This is a genomic window from Yoonia maritima, from assembly GCF_043641945.1.
Lineage (GTDB): Bacteria > Pseudomonadota > Alphaproteobacteria > Rhodobacterales > Rhodobacteraceae > Yoonia > Yoonia maritima_B.
This window is the reverse complement of the sequence record NZ_JBHZRX010000001.1, coordinates 399,730-419,836: the sequence shown is the minus strand read 5'-3', so window position 1 is coordinate 419,836 and position 20,107 is coordinate 399,730. Positions and strand designations below refer to the sequence as shown.

19 protein-coding genes are annotated in these 20,107 nt (G+C 52.0%); 11 read left to right on the top strand and 8 right to left on the bottom strand.

The window, feature by feature from the left end; translation table 11 throughout:
• Positions 1-47: 47 nt before the first annotated feature.
• Positions 48-1,184, bottom strand: a complete 1,137-nt coding sequence (gene carA / locus ACHUEV_RS02200) for a glutamine-hydrolyzing carbamoyl-phosphate synthase small subunit (protein WP_394177430.1) — start codon at positions 1,182-1,184, stop codon at positions 48-50.
• 174 nt (positions 1,185-1,358) lie between these two features.
• Here carA and ACHUEV_RS02195 point away from each other — a divergent pair, with 174 nt between their 5' ends.
• On the top strand, positions 1,359-1,820 hold the full coding sequence (locus ACHUEV_RS02195; protein WP_394177429.1) for a GatB/YqeY domain-containing protein: 462 nt from the start codon (positions 1,359-1,361) through the stop codon (positions 1,818-1,820).
• Positions 1,821-1,833: 13 nt separating this feature from the next.
• Here the strand turns inward: ACHUEV_RS02195 and ACHUEV_RS02190 are convergent, their stop codons facing one another.
• The 3 genes from ACHUEV_RS02190 to ctaD all read right to left on the bottom strand — a co-directional run bounded on the left by ACHUEV_RS02190 (position 1,834) and on the right by ctaD (position 4,754).
• Entirely contained in the window at positions 1,834-2,319 is a 486-nt protein-coding gene (locus ACHUEV_RS02190) for a DUF2244 domain-containing protein (protein WP_394177428.1), read from the bottom strand.
• Between the two features lie 149 nt (positions 2,320-2,468).
• Positions 2,469-2,954: a GNAT family N-acetyltransferase gene (locus ACHUEV_RS02185; protein ID WP_394177427.1), complete on the bottom strand. Its 486-nt coding sequence runs from the start codon at positions 2,952-2,954 to the stop codon at positions 2,469-2,471.
• A gap of 126 nt (positions 2,955-3,080) precedes the next feature.
• On the bottom strand, positions 3,081-4,754 hold the full coding sequence (gene ctaD / locus ACHUEV_RS02180) for a cytochrome c oxidase subunit I (RefSeq protein WP_394177426.1): 1,674 nt from the start codon (positions 4,752-4,754) through the stop codon (positions 3,081-3,083).
• 368 nt (positions 4,755-5,122) lie between these two features.
• On the opposite strand from ctaD, the gene ACHUEV_RS02175 reads away from it, so the two are divergent.
• Positions 5,123-7,615 carry a Hint domain-containing protein gene (locus tag ACHUEV_RS02175; protein WP_394177425.1) on the top strand — a complete coding sequence of 831 codons (2,493 nt, stop codon included), beginning with the start codon at positions 5,123-5,125 and terminating at the stop codon, positions 7,613-7,615.
• 350 nt (positions 7,616-7,965) lie between these two features.
• On the opposite strand, the gene ACHUEV_RS02170 is transcribed toward ACHUEV_RS02175, so the two are convergent.
• Positions 7,966-8,580 (bottom strand): response regulator transcription factor, encoded by a 615-nt coding sequence (locus tag ACHUEV_RS02170; RefSeq protein WP_394177424.1) that lies wholly within the window; start codon positions 8,578-8,580, stop codon positions 7,966-7,968.
• A 252-nt stretch (positions 8,581-8,832) separates the two neighbouring features.
• On the opposite strand from ACHUEV_RS02170, the gene ACHUEV_RS02165 reads away from it, so the two are divergent.
• Positions 8,833-9,348, top strand: coding sequence for a putative pterin-binding protein (locus ACHUEV_RS02165; protein ID WP_394177423.1), 516 nt, complete (start codon positions 8,833-8,835; stop codon positions 9,346-9,348).
• A gap of 29 nt (positions 9,349-9,377) precedes the next feature.
• Positions 9,378-11,897, top strand: coding sequence for a hybrid sensor histidine kinase/response regulator (locus ACHUEV_RS02160; protein WP_394177422.1), 2,520 nt, complete (start codon positions 9,378-9,380; stop codon positions 11,895-11,897).
• Between the two features lie 70 nt (positions 11,898-11,967).
• On the opposite strand, the gene ACHUEV_RS02155 is transcribed toward ACHUEV_RS02160, so the two are convergent.
• Together ACHUEV_RS02155 and ACHUEV_RS02150 are read right to left on the bottom strand one after the other, a co-directional pair.
• Positions 11,968-13,701: an ATP-binding protein gene (locus ACHUEV_RS02155; RefSeq protein WP_394177421.1), complete on the bottom strand. Its 1,734-nt coding sequence runs from the start codon at positions 13,699-13,701 to the stop codon at positions 11,968-11,970.
• 16 nt (positions 13,702-13,717) lie between these two features.
• Positions 13,718-14,257: a heme NO-binding domain-containing protein gene (locus ACHUEV_RS02150; protein WP_394177420.1), complete on the bottom strand. Its 540-nt coding sequence runs from the start codon at positions 14,255-14,257 to the stop codon at positions 13,718-13,720.
• 571 nt (positions 14,258-14,828) lie between these two features.
• On the opposite strand from ACHUEV_RS02150, the gene ACHUEV_RS02145 reads away from it, so the two are divergent.
• Complete coding sequence (locus tag ACHUEV_RS02145; protein WP_394177419.1) at positions 14,829-16,226, top strand: tyrosine-type recombinase/integrase; 1,398 nt, start codon at positions 14,829-14,831, stop codon at positions 16,224-16,226.
• Here the strand turns inward: ACHUEV_RS02145 and ACHUEV_RS02140 are convergent.
• Positions 16,223-16,429, bottom strand: a complete 207-nt coding sequence (locus ACHUEV_RS02140; protein WP_394177418.1) for a hypothetical protein — start codon at positions 16,427-16,429, stop codon at positions 16,223-16,225. The genes ACHUEV_RS02145 and ACHUEV_RS02140 overlap by 4 nt on opposite strands.
• Before the next feature lie 160 nt (positions 16,430-16,589).
• Here ACHUEV_RS02140 and ACHUEV_RS02135 point away from each other — a divergent pair, with 160 nt between their 5' ends.
• From ACHUEV_RS02135 to ACHUEV_RS02110, 6 genes are all read left to right on the top strand, one after another.
• Positions 16,590-17,015: a hypothetical protein gene (locus ACHUEV_RS02135; protein ID WP_394177417.1), complete on the top strand. Its 426-nt coding sequence runs from the start codon at positions 16,590-16,592 to the stop codon at positions 17,013-17,015.
• A gap of 769 nt (positions 17,016-17,784) precedes the next feature.
• Entirely contained in the window at positions 17,785-18,096 is a 312-nt protein-coding gene (locus tag ACHUEV_RS02130) for a hypothetical protein (protein ID WP_394177416.1), read from the top strand.
• Positions 18,077-18,487: a hypothetical protein gene (locus ACHUEV_RS02125; protein WP_394177415.1), complete on the top strand. Its 411-nt coding sequence runs from the start codon at positions 18,077-18,079 to the stop codon at positions 18,485-18,487. Before ACHUEV_RS02130 ends, ACHUEV_RS02125 begins: the two co-directional genes overlap by 20 nt.
• Positions 18,488-18,590: 103 nt before the next feature.
• Complete coding sequence (locus ACHUEV_RS02120; RefSeq protein ID WP_394177414.1) at positions 18,591-18,752, top strand: hypothetical protein; 162 nt, start codon at positions 18,591-18,593, stop codon at positions 18,750-18,752.
• Positions 18,749-18,943, top strand: coding sequence for a hypothetical protein (locus ACHUEV_RS02115; RefSeq protein ID WP_394177413.1), 195 nt, complete (start codon positions 18,749-18,751; stop codon positions 18,941-18,943). Before ACHUEV_RS02120 ends, ACHUEV_RS02115 begins: the two co-directional genes overlap by 4 nt.
• A 440-nt stretch (positions 18,944-19,383) precedes the next feature.
• Positions 19,384-20,031 (top strand): recombinase family protein, encoded by a 648-nt coding sequence (locus ACHUEV_RS02110; protein ID WP_394177412.1) that lies wholly within the window; start codon positions 19,384-19,386, stop codon positions 20,029-20,031.
• The last annotated feature ends 76 nt before the right edge of the window (positions 20,032-20,107 follow it).

Genomic DNA, 20,107 nt, shown 5'->3' with positions numbered 1-20,107 from the left:
CGATGCGCCCATATTAGTTAATGTGCGGTTAAGGATACCCGAAGTAATCAGGCATCCATTGCCGCAGCAAAACGTTCAAATAGATAGTAGCTGTCCTGAGGGCCTGGGCTGGCCTCTGGGTGATATTGCACACTGAACACCGGACGGTCAGCGACTTTGATCCCGCAGTTACTGCCATCAAACAGCGAAACATGCGTTTCAATCACGCCAGCAGGCAATGTCTGCGCATCAACGGTAAACCCGTGGTTCATGGACGTGATTTCGACTTTGCCGGTTTCTTTGTCTTTTACCGGGTGGTTCGCACCGTGGTGACCGTGGTTCATTTTGATTGTCTTCGCACCCAGCGCCAAGGCAAGCATTTGGTGACCCAAGCAAATCCCAAATACAGGGATATCCGCGCCAAGCACGCCTTTAATCATTGGAACGGCATATTCACCTGTCGCAGCAGGGTCGCCCGGTCCGTTGGACAAAAAGACACCATCGGGGTTCAGGGCCAGCACGTCTTCAGCTGTTGCAGTGGCGGGCAATACGGTCACATCGCAGCCTGCGCTTGCGAGGCAGCGTAGAATGTTGCGCTTTGCACCAAAGTCGATTGCAACGACCTTGTGGCGTGGCTCTGTTTGCGTGCCAAAGCCGTCAGGCCATGCCCAACGTGTTTCGTTCCAGCTGTATGACTGCGCACATGTGACTTCTTTCGCAAGATCCAGACCTTCAAGGCCTGCAAAATCGCGAGCCTTCTGAACCAAAGCGGCAATATCAAAATTGCCTTCGGGGTCATGGGCTAGCGCAACATGTGGTGCGCCCTGCTGCCGGATCGCACGTGTCAGACGACGCGTGTCGATACCGCCCATGCCGATCCGATTTCTGCTTTCCAGCCAAGATGTTAGGTTCTGGGTCATCCGCCAGTTGGATGGCTCTGTCGGGTCCCATTTAACGACCATGCCTTCCGCAACGGGATCAGCCGTTTCGTCATCTTCGGGTGTGACGCCGGTGTTGCCGATATGCGGGAAAGTAAATGTCACAACCTGCCCAGCATATGATGGGTCAGTCATGATTTCCTGATAACCAGTCATCGCGGTATTAAAGCAAAGTTCGGCGACAGTTTCGCCAGTGGCCCCAAATCCGACACCATAAAAGATCGTACCATCGGCAAGTGCCAAGCAGGCTGTTGGTTTCTGCGTCATCCCAAGTCTCCGATCAGTCAAATTGGGCCGGGTTTACGAGGGCAAGCAGGCCGGGTCAAGGCCGTATCTCGCCCTTTGAAACAAGGCGGTGACGCGACGCAAGCCCGGCTTGTCATGCGCAACCGGCCACAGTAAGGTGGCGTTTCGTTTTAAGCTTCGTGATCGGGAAAACTCATGAACATGCGCGACCGGGTCAATCAGGCCCTCAAGGATGCGATGAAGTCGAAAGAGGCGGACCGCCTTTCGACATTGCGGCTGATTAATGCAGCCATCAAAGATAAAGATATTGCCCTGCGCGGCACCGCCGATGAAGAAGGCGGCGTGAGCGACGCAGATGTGCTTGGCATTCTGGGACGGATGGTAAAGCAACGCCAAGAAAGCGCACGCGCTTATGAAGAAGGCGGGCGGCTTGAACTGGCTGAGAAGGAGCTGTCAGAGATCAAAGTGATCGAAGACTTCCTGCCGCGTCAGTTAACCGACGAAGAAGCCGAAAGCGCAGTCGACGCTGCGATTTCTGAAGCGGGCGCAGCAAGCATCCGTGACATGGGCAAGGTGATGGCCGTACTTAAGGCCAAATATACCGGACAAATGGATTTCGGCAAAGCCGGTCCACTTGTCAAATCCCGCTTGGGATAACTGCAGGGCGTTTCTAACGGAACGCCCTTTTCAAATCATGATAAAGTTCGGCGCGTTCAGCGACATCTAAGAACGCGCCTATCTCAACCTCGCGGTCACCGCCGCGTAGTGTGATGTAGTTCTCGACTGGGCCGTCCTTGGGATGCAGATGAACGCTCACCCAATAACGGTTTGCTTGCCAAGTTTGTGTTTGGCCGCCTGGGTTATGGCGAATGAGTTCGACGGTGGTGTCATCTACAGTCAGTTCCTCAAGAACCTCACCGCGTCGATAGCTGACGTTGATGGCCCACCAAAGCCCCGAAAACATCAAGATAAAGAACGGCAACACGTACCACATCGCGCCAGTGCCAAGGATGGCCATTAGTGGGATCAATGTCAGCGCTGCCGTACCGCCCATAAAAATCACAAAGTCTTTGCGCAGTAACGACCGATAGGGCCAAAGGCTTAGCCGCCAATTGGTATGATGATCTGTCGGTCGTGGATTCCATTCATAAGGCATGTTTTAAGTTTATGCCTCGGCGATCCAGAGTGAAACGTGCGCGTTTGTCGCGCAGTAGTTTGTGGAATTTGCATGTAAGCAAAGCAAGGTATGACCTGTGCCAATAAGTCGTTTCGATCGCCTCTACCAATAGCATCACCACCAGCGCCTTAAAGATGGCGCAAGCTCTTCACAAATTTCCAGACTTTGAGCGAGAAGGCTCCTTGCGACGTTTCCAATTCTACTGTTCGCTCGCCAGTATTGTGCCATCCAGATTTTTTATAGAATCTTGCCGCTTGGTCGTTGCCCATTGCACAGGCAAGCCATGCAGACAGATATCCAGTTTCAAGAAGGCTACTTTCTGCATCCATCATTAGAGCCGGCGCGACACCGCGTCCACGAGCTTTGGGCGAGACGTATATTTGATATAGCTCGTTTTCCCGCGTTATGCAGAGACCAAGAACCTCATCGTCCTGAATGCAAACGCGTGGATACACGGTATCGTCTTTCAGTCGTCGTTTGAAACTCTCAATTGTTCTGAGTGCGACCAGTTTGCTTGGCACTATTTTCGCGTGTGCCTCGTGCCAGCCATTGTTCCAAAGCTGGGCGGCTTGAAACAGGTGCATTTCGTCTAGGGTAGCAATGCGAAAGGTCATATTGGCAAGCTAAGGGAGGAAGATTCTATCGGCAAGTTTTGACTGTGTCGGACTCTGAATTGGTATTCTTGATAAACAAAAAAAGGCCCCGCAAATTGCGAGGCCTTTTTCTTTTTTGTTGAGCAGTTAGTGAGCGGGTTGTTTGTCCCAGTCTTCCTGCTTTGGAAGTGTCTCGAATGTGTGCTCTGGAGGAGGGCACGGCAGTGTCCACTCAAGAGTATCTGCGAATTCGTTCCATGGGTTGTTCTCTTCGACCTTTTTCCCTTTCAGCAGGGTGTAGGCAATGACGCCCAAGAAGAAGACAAATGAAGCGAATGACAAGAACGCGCCCCAGCTGGAAACGAGGTTCCAAGTTGCAAATGCATCTGGGTAGTCGATGTAACGACGTGGCATACCCTGGCGACCCAAGAAGTGCTGTGGGAAGAAGGTCAGGTTTGCACCGATGAACATCATCCAGAAGTGCAGCTTACCAGCCCATTCAGGTGCCATACGGCCCGAGAATTTTGGCAGATAAAAGTAGATGCCTGCAAAGATCGAGAACACCGCACCAAGGGACATAACATAGTGGAAGTGTGCAACCACATAGTATGTGTCGTGGTAAACGCGGTCGACGCCTGCTTGTGACAGAACGATGCCTGTAACGCCACCAACGGTGAACAGGAACAAGAACCCGAACGCCCAAAGCATTGGCGTTCTCATTTCAACCGAGCCGCCCCACATTGTCGCGATCCAAGAGAAGATCTTAACCCCAGTTGGAACCGCGATGACCATGGTTGCCAGCATAAAGTAGGACTGCTGTGTCAGGGACATACCAACGGTGTACATGTGGTGCGCCCAAACGACAAAGCCCAGAACACCAATTGCTACCATCGCGTAAACCATCGGCAGGTAGCCAAAGATTGGTTTGCGAGAGAACGTCGCGATGATGTGGCTGACGATACCGAAGCCCGGGATAATGATGATGTACACTTCGGGGTGACCAAAGAACCACAGGATGTGCTGGTACAAGATTGGGTCGCCGCCGCCTTCTGGTTGGAAGAACGTGGTGCCAAAGTTGCGGTCAGTCAGCAGCATTGTGATCGCGCCGGCCAGAACAGGCAGGGCAAGAAGGATCAACCAAGATGTAACAAAGATCGACCAAGCAAACAGCGGCACTTTGTGCATTGTCATACCTGGCGCGCGCATGTTTAGGAATGTGGTGATCATGTTGATCGCACCAAGGATCGAAGAGGCACCAGAAAGGTGAACCGCAAAGATCGCAAGGTCCATCGACATGCCGCCCTCAGAGGTCGACAGCGGAGGGTACAGAACCCAACCAACGCCCGAACCCAGTTGGCCGTTACCACCCGGTGTCAGCATCGAAGCCACACCCAGTGACGCACCCGCAACGAACATCCAGTAAGACAGGTTGTTCAGGCGTGGGAACGCCATGTCAGGAGCACCGATTTGCAGCGGCATAAGGTAGTTACCAAAACCACCAAATAGGGCTGGAATAACCACGAAGAACATCATCAGAACGCCGTGATAAGTGATCATCACGTTCCAAAGGTGGCCGTTTGGTGTACATTCAGCTGCGCTATCCGCGATGAAGCGCGCGCCTTCTAGACACATGTACTGAACGCCCGGATGCATCAATTCCAGACGCATATAGACGGTGAACAGCACAGAAACGAAACCTAGCGCACCAGCGGTGAACAGGTACAGAATCCCGATATCTTTATGGTTTGTCGACATAAACCACCGGGTAAAGAACCCCCGGTCGTCGTGATGTTCATCGCCGTGGATGGCTGCATCTGCCATTTTGGCTCTCCTCGTGTTGGCTACTCTGCGACGGCGCCGATTCCGAAGAATGACGCACGTTTGGGCTGGTTCTAATGCGTTGGGCGTAAAGGAGCAATAAAGGAAGCACGTATTAAGATGGGTTATATTGGCGCAGCTAGATCTGCCCTGGCTATGTTGCTTAGCGCGCGGTGCTGTTTTTGCCTAATTTTTGGGCAGCGGCTCACGTAATGGCTGTGGTGCGTTTTTCGGGTGTCTGACTGGGCGTGTATTTTGGCGAAATTCTGCGCAAAAAGATCATATTATATAGGCTTTTCCTAGCCTTCACGGTGCGTGTTTGGTAGCGGCCATGGACCAATAAGACACGCGCACGGAATTGTACTAAGTTAATGGCTATTGTATTCGAGGCAACCGCAGTTGCTACTTTTGATAACCCTGCGGGTGGTAACTACCAGCGTATCTTTGACTTCGGCACAGGCGGCGGGGGCGCTGACGACGAAATCTGGTTCGGGCAGGTCGGCAACAGTAATACCATCGCGTTAGAAGTATACGACGGCGGAACCGCCTATCGCCTTTCGGTAAATAACGCGATCGTTGCAGGTGAAACAGCGACTTGGAACGTCACAATCGACGATTCCGGCCAATACACCATCATTAAGAATGGCGTTGTCATAGGCAGCCAGAACTTGGGGGCTGCGGCCGTTCCTGCCGATGTTGATCGGAATTTTAATCTTATTGGGCAGTCCAACTGGCCCGATACAGATCTGATCGGCAGTGTGGATTCACTCGAGGTGACGACAACCTTTGAGAACGGTATTGATATTACCGATACCCGATCTCTTGAAATGGTCGATAATCTATCCTTGACCAATGCAGGCGAAGTCATCGATGCATCCGGGACAACATCGGATTTGGTCGCGGATGGCGGCGGCGGTGATGATACGATCACCGGTGGTTCGGGCAATGACACACTAACCGGCGGAGATGGCAATGACACGCTGAACGGCGGTGACGGAAACGACACGCTGATCGGTGACGGCGGGACACCGGGCGAAACAACGGCAATTGACTACGACGACATCCCCGACCCGTCAGGGAACGGAACGACGATTGACGATGGCGATAACGTTGCCGGCGGCTTCACTGTAAATGCAGGGAACGTAGATGTTACTTACGCTTTCCAAGACAATACAGCGAACGGCTCGGCGACTTTTACCTTCAACTCGAATGAAGCCCAGTACATTGCCGGTCTGGATGATGAAGTCACTCAGAACACAATCTCGCTGGGTGGCGGGACTGCCAGTTCCGGCGTAACCCCAACTTCAACAACGACCATCAATTTTTCGCCGGAAAATCCGGACGTTCCAGACGAGGTCGAAAACGTATCGTTCCGCATCAACGATATTGATGATGCGACTTGGAACGATGTTATTAAGATCACAGCGATCGATGTAAATGGTCAGCCGGTATCGGTCACGCTTACTGGTAGCGGGACAATGACGTTGTCCGACAGTAACGGTGATGGCGAAGTAGATACCGCGAGGTCGATAAACAATAATACGAACCTCAATCCTGATAACGCGAACGGCTCGCTGTTGGTCGAGATTGCCGGTCCAGTTTCGCAAATCACCATTAACTACAGCAACGGTGAAACGAACGGTCAGCGGGTTGAAATAACTGAGCTAAGCTTTGACCCCGTTTCGAGCGGTTCAAACGACGTTCTGGACGGTGGCGCTGGTGATGATGACCTTTTTGGCGGCGTGGGTGTTGATACGCTGATTGGCGGAACAGGCAACGACTCGCTTGATGGCGGTGATGGGAACGACAGCCTTGATGGTGGTGCAGGAACCGATGCGCTTGTTGGGGGGGCTGGTGACGACACGCTAGATGGTGGCGCTGGCAACGATACCATTGACGGTGGTGCGGGAACGAACACAGCAACCGGTGGGACAGGGGATGACACGTTTGTTTACACAAACGGCGAAAACCTCACGATCACTGATTTCGGTGCTGGTGCGACCAATGCTGATGATGGCGATAGCACCAACAACGATTACATTGATCTGACACCGTACTATACGAACCAAAAAGAGCTTGAAGCCGATTTGGCCGATGACGGCGTGCTGAACCAAAGCGCGACAGGGCCAGATGTAGACTTCAGCGATAACACTGTGATCGAAGGTACGATTTCAGGCCTTGCAGGGCTGGATGGGATCACCGCGTCAGAGTTGCTTGAGCAAACCGGTGTTGCTTGTTTCGCTGCAAATACGTTGATCGAAACCGTGGCCGGTGCCCGTGAGATTAGCGGGCTTTCAGTCGGCGATGTCGTTCTTAACACTGCTGGTCAATCCCTTGAAATAAAATGGATCGGTGGTCGCAGTGTGACTGCCGAAGAATTCGCCGCCAAACCCAAACTGCGTCCAATCCGGATCACCAAGGGTGCGCTAGGGAATGGATTACCAACACAGGATTTGTTGGTTTCGCGTCAGCACCGCATGCAGGTGTCATCAAAAATCACGGAACGTATGTTCGGCGCTAAGGATGTGTTGGTCGCGGCCATCAAGCTGACTGAGATTCCCGGTATTTATGTTGATGAAACGATTGAGCAGATCACCTATTTCCACATGCTGTTTGATCAGCACGAAGTGGTCATCGCAAATGGTGCACCATCTGAGAGCCTATACACTGGTCCAGAAGCGCTACGCTCTGTTTCACAAGAAGCACGTGATGAAATCCTAACGCTCTTTCCTGAGCTTGAGGATATGGATTACGAGTGTGAACCTGCTTTGCCGCTGATCGAAGGGCCAGAACGGCGCACACTGATTGCGCGGCATGTGAAAAACAGCAAGCCACTGTTGGAAACTTGGACTCTCGGTAAGTAGTCGCCTGAGTTCACGGCTCAGCGGCTATCACTGGGATTAATTGTGTGTTCCGAGGAGGGCGAGGCGGGTTCTGAATGGCCGTTGGCTGCCATTCAGAACGCAGCGCCCCGCAAAGAAGTGGAAACGCGATAAAACGGGGGCAGCCGTTGGTTTCGCAATGCTTGCCTTCAACTGATGAACGCGCCTAGGCCAAATGTCGGGGCAGGCCGTTACCGTGAGTGGGGGGCGGTGCCGCGCTATCGTTGATCTCTTCTTCAAAATCACATTAGCAAAGAGTTTGGATGGATGCCTGTGCGCAAAGGTCGCGTTCTTTGGTGCAAAAGTGATCAAACAACATCCTTAAGGATAGTTCAGAAGAGACCTGCCTCACGTGCAATCATTGCTGCTTGGGTACGATTCGTTGCATCGAGCTTGCGGAACAGCGTCTTCATATGCAGTTTCACGGTTGGCTCTGTGATGTCGAGGTCGCGCGCGATCTCTTTATTGGACTTCCCTTCTGTCAGACCTTTCAGAACATCAAGTTCACGTGGGGTCAATTTAGCCGCCAGCGGATTTTCAGGCGCGGATTCGGCTGCTGTCATGAAATCAAGTGGCGCATATTGTTCGCCCATTGCCATGAAACGCACAGCGTTGATCATAGATTTCGCAGGTAGCGTTTTAGGTACAAAACCTGCGGCCCCCGCTTCGAGCGCCCTTTCGGCAATCTCGCGTGTGGCTTCACCTGAAATTAGGGCCACGCGCTGGCCACCATCAAGCGTCAGTGTTTGGTTCAAACCATCAAGGCCATTCATGCCCGGCATGTTGTAATCAAGTAAGACTAGATCGTATTTCGGATCTTGTTCGATACGAGCATGCGCTTCGTCAAGCGTGCCGACAGCCGCGACTTCCATTCCGTTGCCGTTTTCCAAAAACAGCACGAGGGTGTCACGCAGCAGGTCGTGATCATCGGCAATTAATACTCTCAAAAGATGTCCTTTCGGCAGATAGCTAACCTTTAGCAATTATTATGAACTTAAAAAATAGGCAAGGTCACCTGCCTTTTTAGCTATTCGTAAGGAGCCCCGCCGAGGGCCACCCTAGTCACCATCACTCTTTAAGCATAACTTTGATGGATTTACAGCACTATCCGAAAGGGTAGGTCACTATCCGTATGCTTTAATGAGCATGTTGCGAAACTATGCGATAAACGCGCGAGTTATGAATTCTGGAGACAATTTATGTCCTACATGTTACGTTCGATTATTCCTGCTTGCCTCGTCGCTGTGTCAATGGCCACTGGAGCACAGGCAGAGGAACTAGGCGTGCCTGAAAACGATGTTGTATTAACAGCTAGTGGTGAACTCGCTGTCACGAACGTCAACGACACCGCACAGTTTGATATGGACATGCTGATGGCGATGGATTCGACCGTCATCGAAACCTCGACGATTTGGACCGACGGTGTTCAGGAATTTGAAGGGGTGCAATTGCACGTACTTTTGGAACGCCTTGGTGTGACGAGCGGAACGATTCTTGCAACTGCTATCAACGACTACACGATCGAAATCCCTGTAGAAGATGCAGTCGTTGACGGACCGATGATCGCCTACAAGCTTAATCAAGAATTCATGTCTGTCCGGGACAAGGGCCCGCTTTGGGTTGTTTATCCTTACGATGACAATACGGACTACCGTAGCGAAGTGACATATTCGCGGAGCATCTGGCAACTCGACCGAATTGAGTTTGTCGAATAGGGTGGTGCCGACATCATAGGGGCTAGTCGTTGAAAACAGGCTTAACTGATCAAAATTGGATCCGCCGCGCATATATCGTGCTGGCGGGTTTTGCCGTTTTGGCTGCAATTATTTTTCTAACGGCTACGGTTGCCCGCGACCTACGCGAGCTCGAGTCGGCAAGCTCTGACAATGTTCAATGGACGATTTCACAAACGGAAGTCGAGTTTCTTGAATTTACCAAACAACTGACAGTAGTGGCCAGCGACCCCGAAGAGCGGCTAAGCCAGATGCGACGTCGGTTTGACGTGTTTTACAGCCGAATTGATACGCTGCAATCGGCATCCGTTTATTCTGCTTTGCAGCAGCAGCCCGGCTATGCGACTGCGCTAAATGCGGTTCGACAGTTTCTTGATGAAACGGTTCCGTTGATCGACAGTGATGATGAAACATTACGCGCAGGTCTGCCCGCATTGGTCGAGCGCGCAGAGCGAATGCGCCCGACGGTCCGTAAGATCGCAAATGTCGCCTTGGACTATTTCGCGACAGAGGCCGACCGACGTCGTCAGGTCTTCGCAGAAACACTTCTGCAACTCGCCATTCTCGTGATCATCCTTATTCTCGTGTTGGCACTGGCGATTTACTATCTGCGCCGATTGAACCTTCAAAACATGACCCGACAGCGCGAAATTGAACAAAGCGCTGAACGCATGACGACTGTCATTGAAACTTCACTAGACGGTGTGATCGTCGGTGACACGCTTGGTAATATTTTGGCCTTCAACGCCGCGGCAGAAAACATTTTTGGCTACAAGTCTGAAGACGTGTTGGGCAAGGCGCTTGGCCCGCTCATCGTGCCGGATCACTTGATGGATGCGCATTCAAAAGGGATGCGACGCTTGCGACGTGGTGGCGAAAGGCACGTCGTAGGGAAAGGGCGGGTTGAATTAGAGGGCAAGCGGGCGAATGGTGAAATTTTCCCAATTGAGCTTGCCGTTCAAGCTGCAAATACAGACGCCGGTGAAATCTTCATCGCATTCTTGCGTGACATTTCAGCCAGTGTTAAGGCCGAAAAAGAACTGATTAGTGCGCGCGATCAGGCGCTTGCTGCCGATAGGTTAAAGACTGATTTTCTTGCAACCATGAGTCACGAAATTCGTACGCCGCTCAATGGTTTGTTGGGTAATCTTTCACTGATCCAAGATACGAACCTCAACGCACAACAGTTGCGCTATATTCAAAACATGGAAACCTCGGGTCAGCTGTTGCTGCGCCATGTTACCGACGTACTTGATATTTCACGCTATGATGTGGGGCAGCTTGAGCTGCGCAAAGTTCCCTTAGACTTGGATGCGCTTATTCAGGCAATTGCCGACAACCAAAGTGGCATGGCCGCAGCCAATCATACTCAGATTGATTGGTCTTGGATCGGGAAACCCCAGAATTGGGTGCTGTCTGATCCAGATCGCTTGCAGCATATTCTTATGAATCTTGTCGGTAACGCGGTTAAGTTCACGCATAATGGTCGCGTTTCTATTACGGCAGAGGTCGTGGCCGAACGCGACGACGATGTAGAAGTTCAATTCTCAGTGACCGACACGGGGCAGGGGATTGCTGACGATCTCAAAAGCCGCATTTTCGATGACTTTGTGACCGGAACGACGGCATATGATCGCAAAGTCGGGGGGACAGGGTTAGGCCTAAGTATTGCGCGACGGTTTGCAACAGCAATGGGGGGTGATATTTCCGTTGAAAGCGCTGTGGGCAGAGGTAGTACCTTTAGCGTGCGACTGCCGTTAACACCCACAGAACCGGTCGTTACCTCTAAAATACCAAAGGCCATGCAGGGCGTACCCAGTATCGGACTGCGGATTTTGATTGTGGAAGACAATGAGATAAACCGCGCGGTTGTGCGCGGCATGCTGCATGCTGATGGTCACACCACGATGGAAGCATTCGACGGAGCCGCAGCCGTCGAAATGACAGCCAATACGCCATTTGATCTGATACTCATGGATATTAGTATGCCCGTGATGGACGGAAGATCCGCGACGCGGGCGATCCGAAACGGAGGCGGGAAATGCGCAGACACGCCAATCGTCGCGCTGACAGCCAATGCAATGGCTGCTGAACAAGAAGCCTTTATTCAAGACGGCATGAATGACATCTTGATCAAACCGCTCTCACGACCTGCGTTGCAGGACTTGTTACGCCATATAGCGGCGGAAAAGAACGCCGCGGAAGCTGAGGTGTTAGACGATGAAAATCAGAACCAGAACGAGATGCGCGAAATCCTTGGGGAGGAGGCATACGACGGCCTTAAAAGGCAGTTTCTTGGTGAGGTAGAAGAGCTGCACCTTTGGCTGCGGGACGTCCAAGCCCATGACCTGACTGAAATCGCAGGACGCTGCCACAAGGTCGCCGGCAGCGCAGCGGTCTTTGGCCTCACCCAGTATAGGGAAGCTTTGATCACTATCGAAAACGCCGCAAAGGCGGAGAGCCAGGATGATATCAAACTGGGAGTTTCGGCTCTGCCCACGGTTTGGGAGCAGGCGAAGGTGCGGCTGTAGAAGGTGGCTGCAGGCAACAACGCATTACGCGTTCCCAGTGGCGGATTTTTGTCGGCTACTAGAATGCTAACTAAGCTTTGGCCTCTACCTCATCTAAGAAATTAGAAATCTCTTCTACGATTCCCGCCATCGTTGCATTGTCAATGGTATGGGCGTTCAGTTCGATCTCACGAGTGAGCTCTGCAGTGCGGACGAACCCCAACAAGAGCGATGAACCTTTTAAGGAATGGGCCTGCGCACTCAGCGCGGTGTGGGAGTTTGTTTCGTGCAGTGACTGCATCTTCTCAACGATTGATCGAGAGTCGATGGCATAACGCTTGACCAAGTCGACCAGATCTTCGGACGAAAACGTTCCGAGCAGTTGTTGGACTGTGTCGTCGGACATGAGCTTGAATACGGTCGGTTTATCGTCCTTTGCGCTATTGGCAGTTTCGGAAGAGGAGGTGGCCGTATTCGTTAGGTCAGCTGTGCCAACCGCAACTTCCATAGCTGTTTTCAGCTCTTCGTATGGGATCGGTTTACTTAGCACAGTCTTGACGCCGACTGATGCTGCCTCGTCTTGGATCGCATCCATGACGTGTGCGGTCAGGATTAAAATAGGAGGCACATCGCTGTCGTCCCATTTGGCCCTGATCTGGCGGGTAGCGTCTAGGCCGTCGACCTCCGGCATTGCGACGTCCATGAGGATCAGATCGTATTTTCCGGGCGCGAACTTTTCCATTGCGATGCGACCGTTTTCCGCGAGGTCCGCCTGCACGTTCATACGCTTGAGGTAGGTAAGTAATAGCTTTTGATTGATGACATTATCTTCGGCAAGAAGAACGCTTAGCCCGTCAAGCGATGCCTTGTTTTCATCAAATGGAATTGGGGTCGCGTCTTCTTCAGTTGCCTGATCGGTCGCCAATACCTCGGCTGGAAGTTCGAACCAGAATGTTGAACCTGCGTTGGGGGTGCTATCAACTCCGATCTCACCGCCGCAGCCTTCGACGATGCGCTTGCTGATGGCAAGTCCAAGGCCAGTTCCCTGTGCCGCGGCTGTCAGTGAGGTCGAAATTTGTGAGAAATCCTTAAACAGATTGTCGAGCTGATCTGGTTCAATGCCTATACCAAAATCTTCGACTTCGACGCGCAGTAGAACACCTTTTGGATCAGGCGTCGCCTTGACGCGCACGATGATCGGTCCGTCGCGCGAATATCTTAGCGCGTTGCTGACAAAGTTGGAAATGATCTGGCGGATACGTGTTGCGTCACCGAAAAACAGCTTAGGTACCGCCGTTTCGATCTTAGCAAGAATTGATCGATCCGCACCTTTGGGATTGGTGCGTGCCAATACAATCACGCTTTCGACGAGCGCACGAATGTCGACGCTTTCTTCCTCAAACACAAAGAGGCCCGCATCCATTTTTGAAAAATCGAGCACATCATTCACGATCCGATTTAGCGCTTCACCCGATGTCTTTGCGTATTTCAGAAGTTCGAGCTTGGACGCATCCGTTTCATCTGTTGCCAGTAGGTCAATCATGCCTAGCAGGCCACCTAGCGGTGTCCGTATTTCATGGCTCATCGTTGCCACGAACCGTGACCGCATAGTGGACGCTGCCTCTGCCTTCTCTAACGCATCGCGCAATTTCGCGGTCCGGTCTAGAACAGCGTCTTCCAGTGTCGTTGAGTATTCGCTCAGTTGTTTATTAGCGAGAAAGAGTTCTCGGCTTTTTTCTTCCAGAAGTTTTTCGGCTTCTGCGCGCGCACGTTGCTCTCTCTCGTAACGCTTTCGCGAAACGCGGTCATCTGATTCACTGGCCATACTTTTAACCTGGTAATTAAGTAACTTTGATCTGGAACGTTGTGCTGTTATCGGACGGTCGCGTTGGGCCGCGGTCGATTTCAGCAGTCTCGTCAAATCTTTCAACACATGCTTCGATGAGGCCATGGCAGAACGCAGCAAGCGGGCGCGGAGATGAATACGTCATTTCTAGATGCTTGTCTGATTTACGCTCGGTCACGAATTTTGGCAGTTCAGCGTCCGGATAGAGCTTGCGCACCTCAACGTGAATTTCACCGTCAACAGCCTCTAGCATCGCAAAGGAATCCGTTTTGCCCTTGAAGAAATCCGGGTAGTTTTCGCCGAAATGATCAAGCATCCACGCGCCAAACTTGCGCTGCAGTACTTCAGCGCTTAGCCCGGAGTGTTCACTAAAAGCTTCGACGATTTTGACGAGCTCCGAACAGGGATAGTTGCCAACAGTAGTGAAAGCGCCACCGCTTTCTAGGTCCGCCTTATCAAGTACGTCGTCGACAACGTCTTCACCAAAGGCGCTCTCCGCCATTTTGATGAGCTCGACAAATACTGTACCTTTCATCCCCATACCTCCCTGAAACTAGTTACTTTGTACGCTGTGAAAGACGCTGATGCGTCTGGCTGATGAACCGTATCAGCAGTTATCGTCAATCATAGGTCAAAATTATGATCAAGATATTGCCCGAATGCAAAATACACGCAAAAATTGCAAGCAAAAATCGCGTGCAGTTGGAAAACGAAGAAGCGCGCGCGCGCTCACGGAAAAATCTGTGTGTTGCAATTCCCTAGCTGTGCAGAACGAAAGGTCGCCAAGCGTCGGATTATTTGGATTTTGCAGGCGAGATGAACAGGACTAAATCGGTTAAGGCACCTGAAGCGGTTCTGACTGATCCAAACCGTAAGCAACAGCGCAGCAATCTTGCCAGCCCATATACAACTAGCCTTGAAGGCTAATTGTGCCAAGTGAGTTGCTTGTTGAATTGTCCTACCTGATTTCGTGCAATTGCAAAAAATGAGTGGGTGGCGGAGGCTCAGGGAAGCTACGCCAAGTGCACACAATTCCCTTTTTCTATTGATTATCATGATCTTGTGAGTATCAAATTGGTCAATGGGGTTGGTCAATGGAGAGGGTTATGACCGTCAAATCGAACCGTTCAGAGCGTTTGTTGGTGCTCAAGGGGAACACGTTTTGGTTTCGTCAGGGTGTCCCTAAACCCGTCCGTCAGATGATCGGTGGACCTGCATTCATCATGATCAATTTACAGACTTCGAACATCACCGAAGCGAAACACCTCAGGGATGATTTAGAGGCAGCAACACGGGTCCAATTCAGGGACGTCATAGCGGGCCGTAGAGGAGCTTTTGAGTTACCCGGCCTAAGCGCTAGCGCTACCAACGCGTCAGTATCGCGCTCGCAGGCCCTCCCAGCGGCTCTCAGGGGTGATCTGATACGCAATGCTATGGCTGATGCTGAGGATGGTGATGAACTGCATTTAATCGTTGAGGCGGCGGAGGCTGAGGCGGATGCAATGCGCCCAGCCCAGCGCAAGGCATTCGAACGGGCAATGGCGGGCAAGGTCGAGATTGAACACCACCTTGAGGACTATCTCAGCAAAGCCGAACTAGCACCAAAGACAACCAATGAGAGACGTGGACACGTTATGAAGTTGGCCCGATGGTGTAGTGAAAAGGGCCGGACCTTGGACCAGATCGACAGGCGCGAGGCGGGTCGATATGTTTCTGATGAGTTGGACCAGATGCACCCGGTCACGCAGGGCAAGCACATCACAGCGTTGCGGCAATATTGGATTTATCTAGCACGTAGGGGGCATGTTCAATTGCCCGTGGGGGAAGGCGTTAAGACTGGTTGGCCGTGGAATGATCAGTTGGTAGAGAAGAAGGGCAAGCGTGTCGAGAGAGGCGGTAAAAAGGCTGTAGAGCGCCCGTTCACAGACGCCGAGGTGTCAACCCTGCTAAACTCCCCATTCCCTCTCAGGGAAGCCTATAAGGCCCCTATGCAGGACATTTTGCGCATAGGTTTGTTGTCTGGAATGCGGCAAGCTGAGATCAGCACCCTATGGGTGGAGGAGGTTATTGAGAAAGATGGTCACCTTTGGTTCGACCTCCAACAAGGTAAAAACGGGTCAGCGGCAAGGGTGGTTCCCGTTCACAGCACCCTCGCATCCATGATCAGTGACCGTATGGTGGGCAAAGCGGGCCAAGATATGCTGTTCCATGAACTATCATCAGTCAAAAATCCATCAGATGCTTACGGGAAACGCTTCAAGCGCTATAGGGAAGGCTTGGGGGTCAAAGATGACCTGCCCGGTGTGCGTCGATCACTGGTCAACTTTCACAGTGCAAGGCGTTGGTTTACGACCAAGGCAAGGCATGCGGGTATTGATAAGGACACCATCGGGGATGTGATTGGGCATCAATCGGACAAGCAAGACGTGACCTTTGGTGTATATGCGAGAAGGGCCAGTGATCGGCAATTGATCGCGTGTGTTGAGGCTGTGAGGCTGGACTAGGCGGCGTATCCAGTCTGCACCCGCTGATGATTGACCAGATGCAGCGCCCAGCGCCCAACATTGCATACAACTTCACCTGCAACAGGGCGGGTCATCACTAACCAACCCTCACATGCGCGTTCACAATGCCGTTCAAGATGAACCTCAAGGTGACCGATACGCACAAAGGCAAAGGGACGTTCGATTGCGATAGAGATTTGCATAGCTTTTCCTTTCGTTGATGTGATGATTGCATGGGGTAATTCATGTCTAAGTATTTGTAAAGATTGAATTTAGTTCCACTGTCGGGAATGTTCCAGTGGTGGAATGGTTGGGGTTGGCACAGACCATGGGCAAGGGAGGCATCACCGGGCAAGGGGGAAGGTGGCTGCCGAGATCGGTGAAGAGCTGATCAAGGTGAAACAAGAACTGAGGCACGGAGAGTTCAAGCCGTGGGTCGTAGAGAACTCCGGTGGTGGTATGTTCGCCAAGCTTCTACAACCTCACCTTTCTAAGATTGGCTATCCATGTACGATTGAAGAGGTGCGACACAGTAAGCAGAAAGAACTTAGCATCATCGACACCCTAGAACCTGTACTCATGCAGCACCGTCTGACCGTAGACATGGACCTAATCAACAAGGACTATGAGAGCGCTCAGGACCCACGCTACAGCCTCTTCTATCAGATGACGAGGGTTACCCGCGACCGGCGCGCGCTTCAGCATGACGACCGCTTAGACGCACTGGCAATTGCTGTTGCGTACTGGGTCGAGCAAATGTCTTCGGACAATGACAAGCACGTCGAGTAGCATCAGGACAAGCTACTCAAACAAGAGCTGAAGGACTTTGCTAAGAACATCTTTGGCTCCAAGAGGGGCCGTAAAAAGCGCTTCGTATAACCCTTCTGGTGCCCCTTCGGGGGCATCGGTAAAGGATTCATAGATTACAATGACTTAGGTATATAACCCAACCACTCCCAGCCAATTAACCCACACAATGGGATAGGTGTAAATGAAGGTTATATATAGAGGGTATATGAGGGTGTAGGAGAAGGTAGTCCTTCTTTATTACCTACACCCCCACATACCCTTTAAGGTTCACCAGTAGGGTTCCCCTAGGTGACTGAGATCGGTTACACCTCAGTGTAATCCTCCTCATCATTTCTAACAAGAAACTCATGTTAGAGATGAACTGCGATGGTGAAGTGAACGATCACATAAGTTGAATGCGAAAACTTCACACTATGGTTCATGAGAACCGTAATTAGGGCTTCGCCCTGAGATTGAATTTAGAGATGATGATAAGATTGATCTAACTTTAGTGGTCTTTCCAAGCGCGTTAGTGCGCCTCTGGTCTTCATGCTCACATGCCCGCTCAGGTTCACCTTAACAGTCCCTCCTCCATCTTCATCCCAACCAACATCTCCCAAGAGGTTCCCTAATGCATGAACCGAGAACATGCCTGATATGTGCAACCTCATTCATACCTAAACAGATCAACAGCACAGTTTGTTGTCGTAAATGCCAGAAGCGTGCTGACAGGTTGCGTGAGCGTGGTCGCGACTATGACCGAGGCATTTTGAGCATCACCAAAAAGACGCTGGAAGGCGTGTTGCGGGTGCGTGAAGCTGATGCAGTGGTTCAGGCTATCATTGATACGCGAGAGGCTGAGGAGGCCGCGACAGAGCTTGCACGACAGCGTCATGATGGAGACCTTGTCTATCAGCAAGAACTCGAATGGATGGCGAAGTATCGCGAGATTGATGCCCAGCGCAAAGCCCGTGGCTGGAAACCCATGACCATCGGCGCAGCCCCACCAGACCAACGTCGCCGCTTCACTTTAACACCACCTTCCCAAAGGAAGCTGACCAATGACCAGATCGGCCAATGATGACTTTGCAGACACACTGCACCCAACCCCAACAGACCACCGCCCCAAGATCACTGACTTCTTGTCTAAGGTGCCAAGCACCCCAACAGGCCCCGATACATCCCTCAGCATGCCCGAGTTGTTCACCTTCGCATCCCGATACATGACCCTGCACGGTTCTATTGTGTTCTGGAAGCAGAGCGGTGACCCAGTGTCCCAGCGACACACGGCTGATGTTGAGGCTATGTTGTCCTTTCGGTTCCGTGGTCAGACACACCTTTTGCGCCATGCAGACGTTGCGTGGATGCTTTGTCATGAGCGACCAATCCCCGAGGGTCATGTGGTCAAGTACAGTGGCGGCGACATAACGAACCGTGACAGGCACAACTTGTGGCTTGTCGATTATACCTAACAAACACCGAAGTGCACCCATAGCGGGCCCGCTTCCCATCCCCTGAACATGTGTTCTGGCGGATGCTTCTGGACGAAGACCGAGGTTGGACAAAGACGCAGCAATGACTGCATGGCGTTTAGCAGACTTTCCACAAGCTCTGATCGATGCTGGCCTTGAGCCTGTGTTTGATGGTGGTGTGGTCTCTATCAACATCCCCGGTCGCGGTGTTGTGAAGTGGACCGATGCGGTGTCTCAAGGTTTGGTGAAGGTGTCGCGGTCATGAGTAACATGTTCAAGCCTGAAGTGCCTGACAAGCCAGCGTCAGCACCACCTCCAATGAAAACAGACCCGGCCCGCTTAGTCCTTGCTAAGGATAACGCTCGCAAGGCTTCAACGCGTGGCAAAGGTAAACTGCGCATTGACCTGAACAAGCCCAAGACAAGCAGCAACACGGGCTTGCAGGTGCCGCGCTGACAAACAAATTAAGAATGGTTGACGGGTAAGGCGGAATTAGAGCGCCGCCTCCTGTCTTTAAGCAGCGGGCATCCGGTGGAAACATCGGGTGTCTTCACTTTGACCGTAAACGGTTATGTGAGGTCGTATCCTCACCTCGAAAACCTCAAATATTTGGTCGCAAAAATCTGTGTAGCAGTCATATTTAGTAGCTGGCGCGATTACCCCCGGCGGGGTGGGGTAGACAAGCTCACACGCACCATCACATGCCTTTTCCATCCACCAGCGTGAATACCTCGTTCTTTTCAACGGTCCAACAGGCAGAAAGCACGGTGTGTCCGTTGGGGTATACCTCAACGGTCGCCGGTAAAGGTGTCTGATAAGGTGTCCGTAAGGGTTGACTTGTATTAACGGACATGCATATTAACGGACATAACCTTTACGAACACTAGAGAATGACCATGACACAGACCATCCTTTATGCCCGCGTATCAACTTCAGAGCAAACGCTAGACCACCAACGCACCCAAGCTGAGGCAGCAGGCTTTGTTATAGATGAGGTGATTGCTGACCACGGTGTGAGCGGCGTTACGACCGCCTTGAGAGATCGTGATGAAGGTAAGAGGCTGTTTGACAAGCTGCGCGAGGGTGACACTCTCGTTGTCCGCTGGGTGGACCGTTTGGGCCGCAACTATCAAGACGTGACAGACACTATCCGAGAGTTCATGCGGCGTGGTGTCATCATCCGCACAGTGATCAATAACATGACCTTCGATGGCGCGACCACAGACCCGATGCAGGAAGCTGTCAGGGACGCTCTCATTGCTTTCATGGCGGCAACCGCACAGGCACAGGCAGAGGCTACGAAAGAGGCCCAGAAGGCGGGCATAGCGGCTAAGAAAGACCAAGCACCACAGGCATACCTTGGCAGGAAACCCTCATATGACCGCAAGGCACTTGATCAGGTGACCGATATGTTGACCCAAGGGGCAGGGACGTCCGTCATTGCCAAGGCAGTAGGACTATCCCGGCAAGCGGTTCTCCGTATCAAGGCCGACCCGGTGCATGCTGAGGTGGTGTTGGGTGCATGGGAGGGGCGTGAGGCATAGTTCCTAGCGTCAACTCCAAATCGTGCGAGCCGTGCGTATATTTCGCTTAGGCGTAAGCGCTTCGGTGTATCAGTTT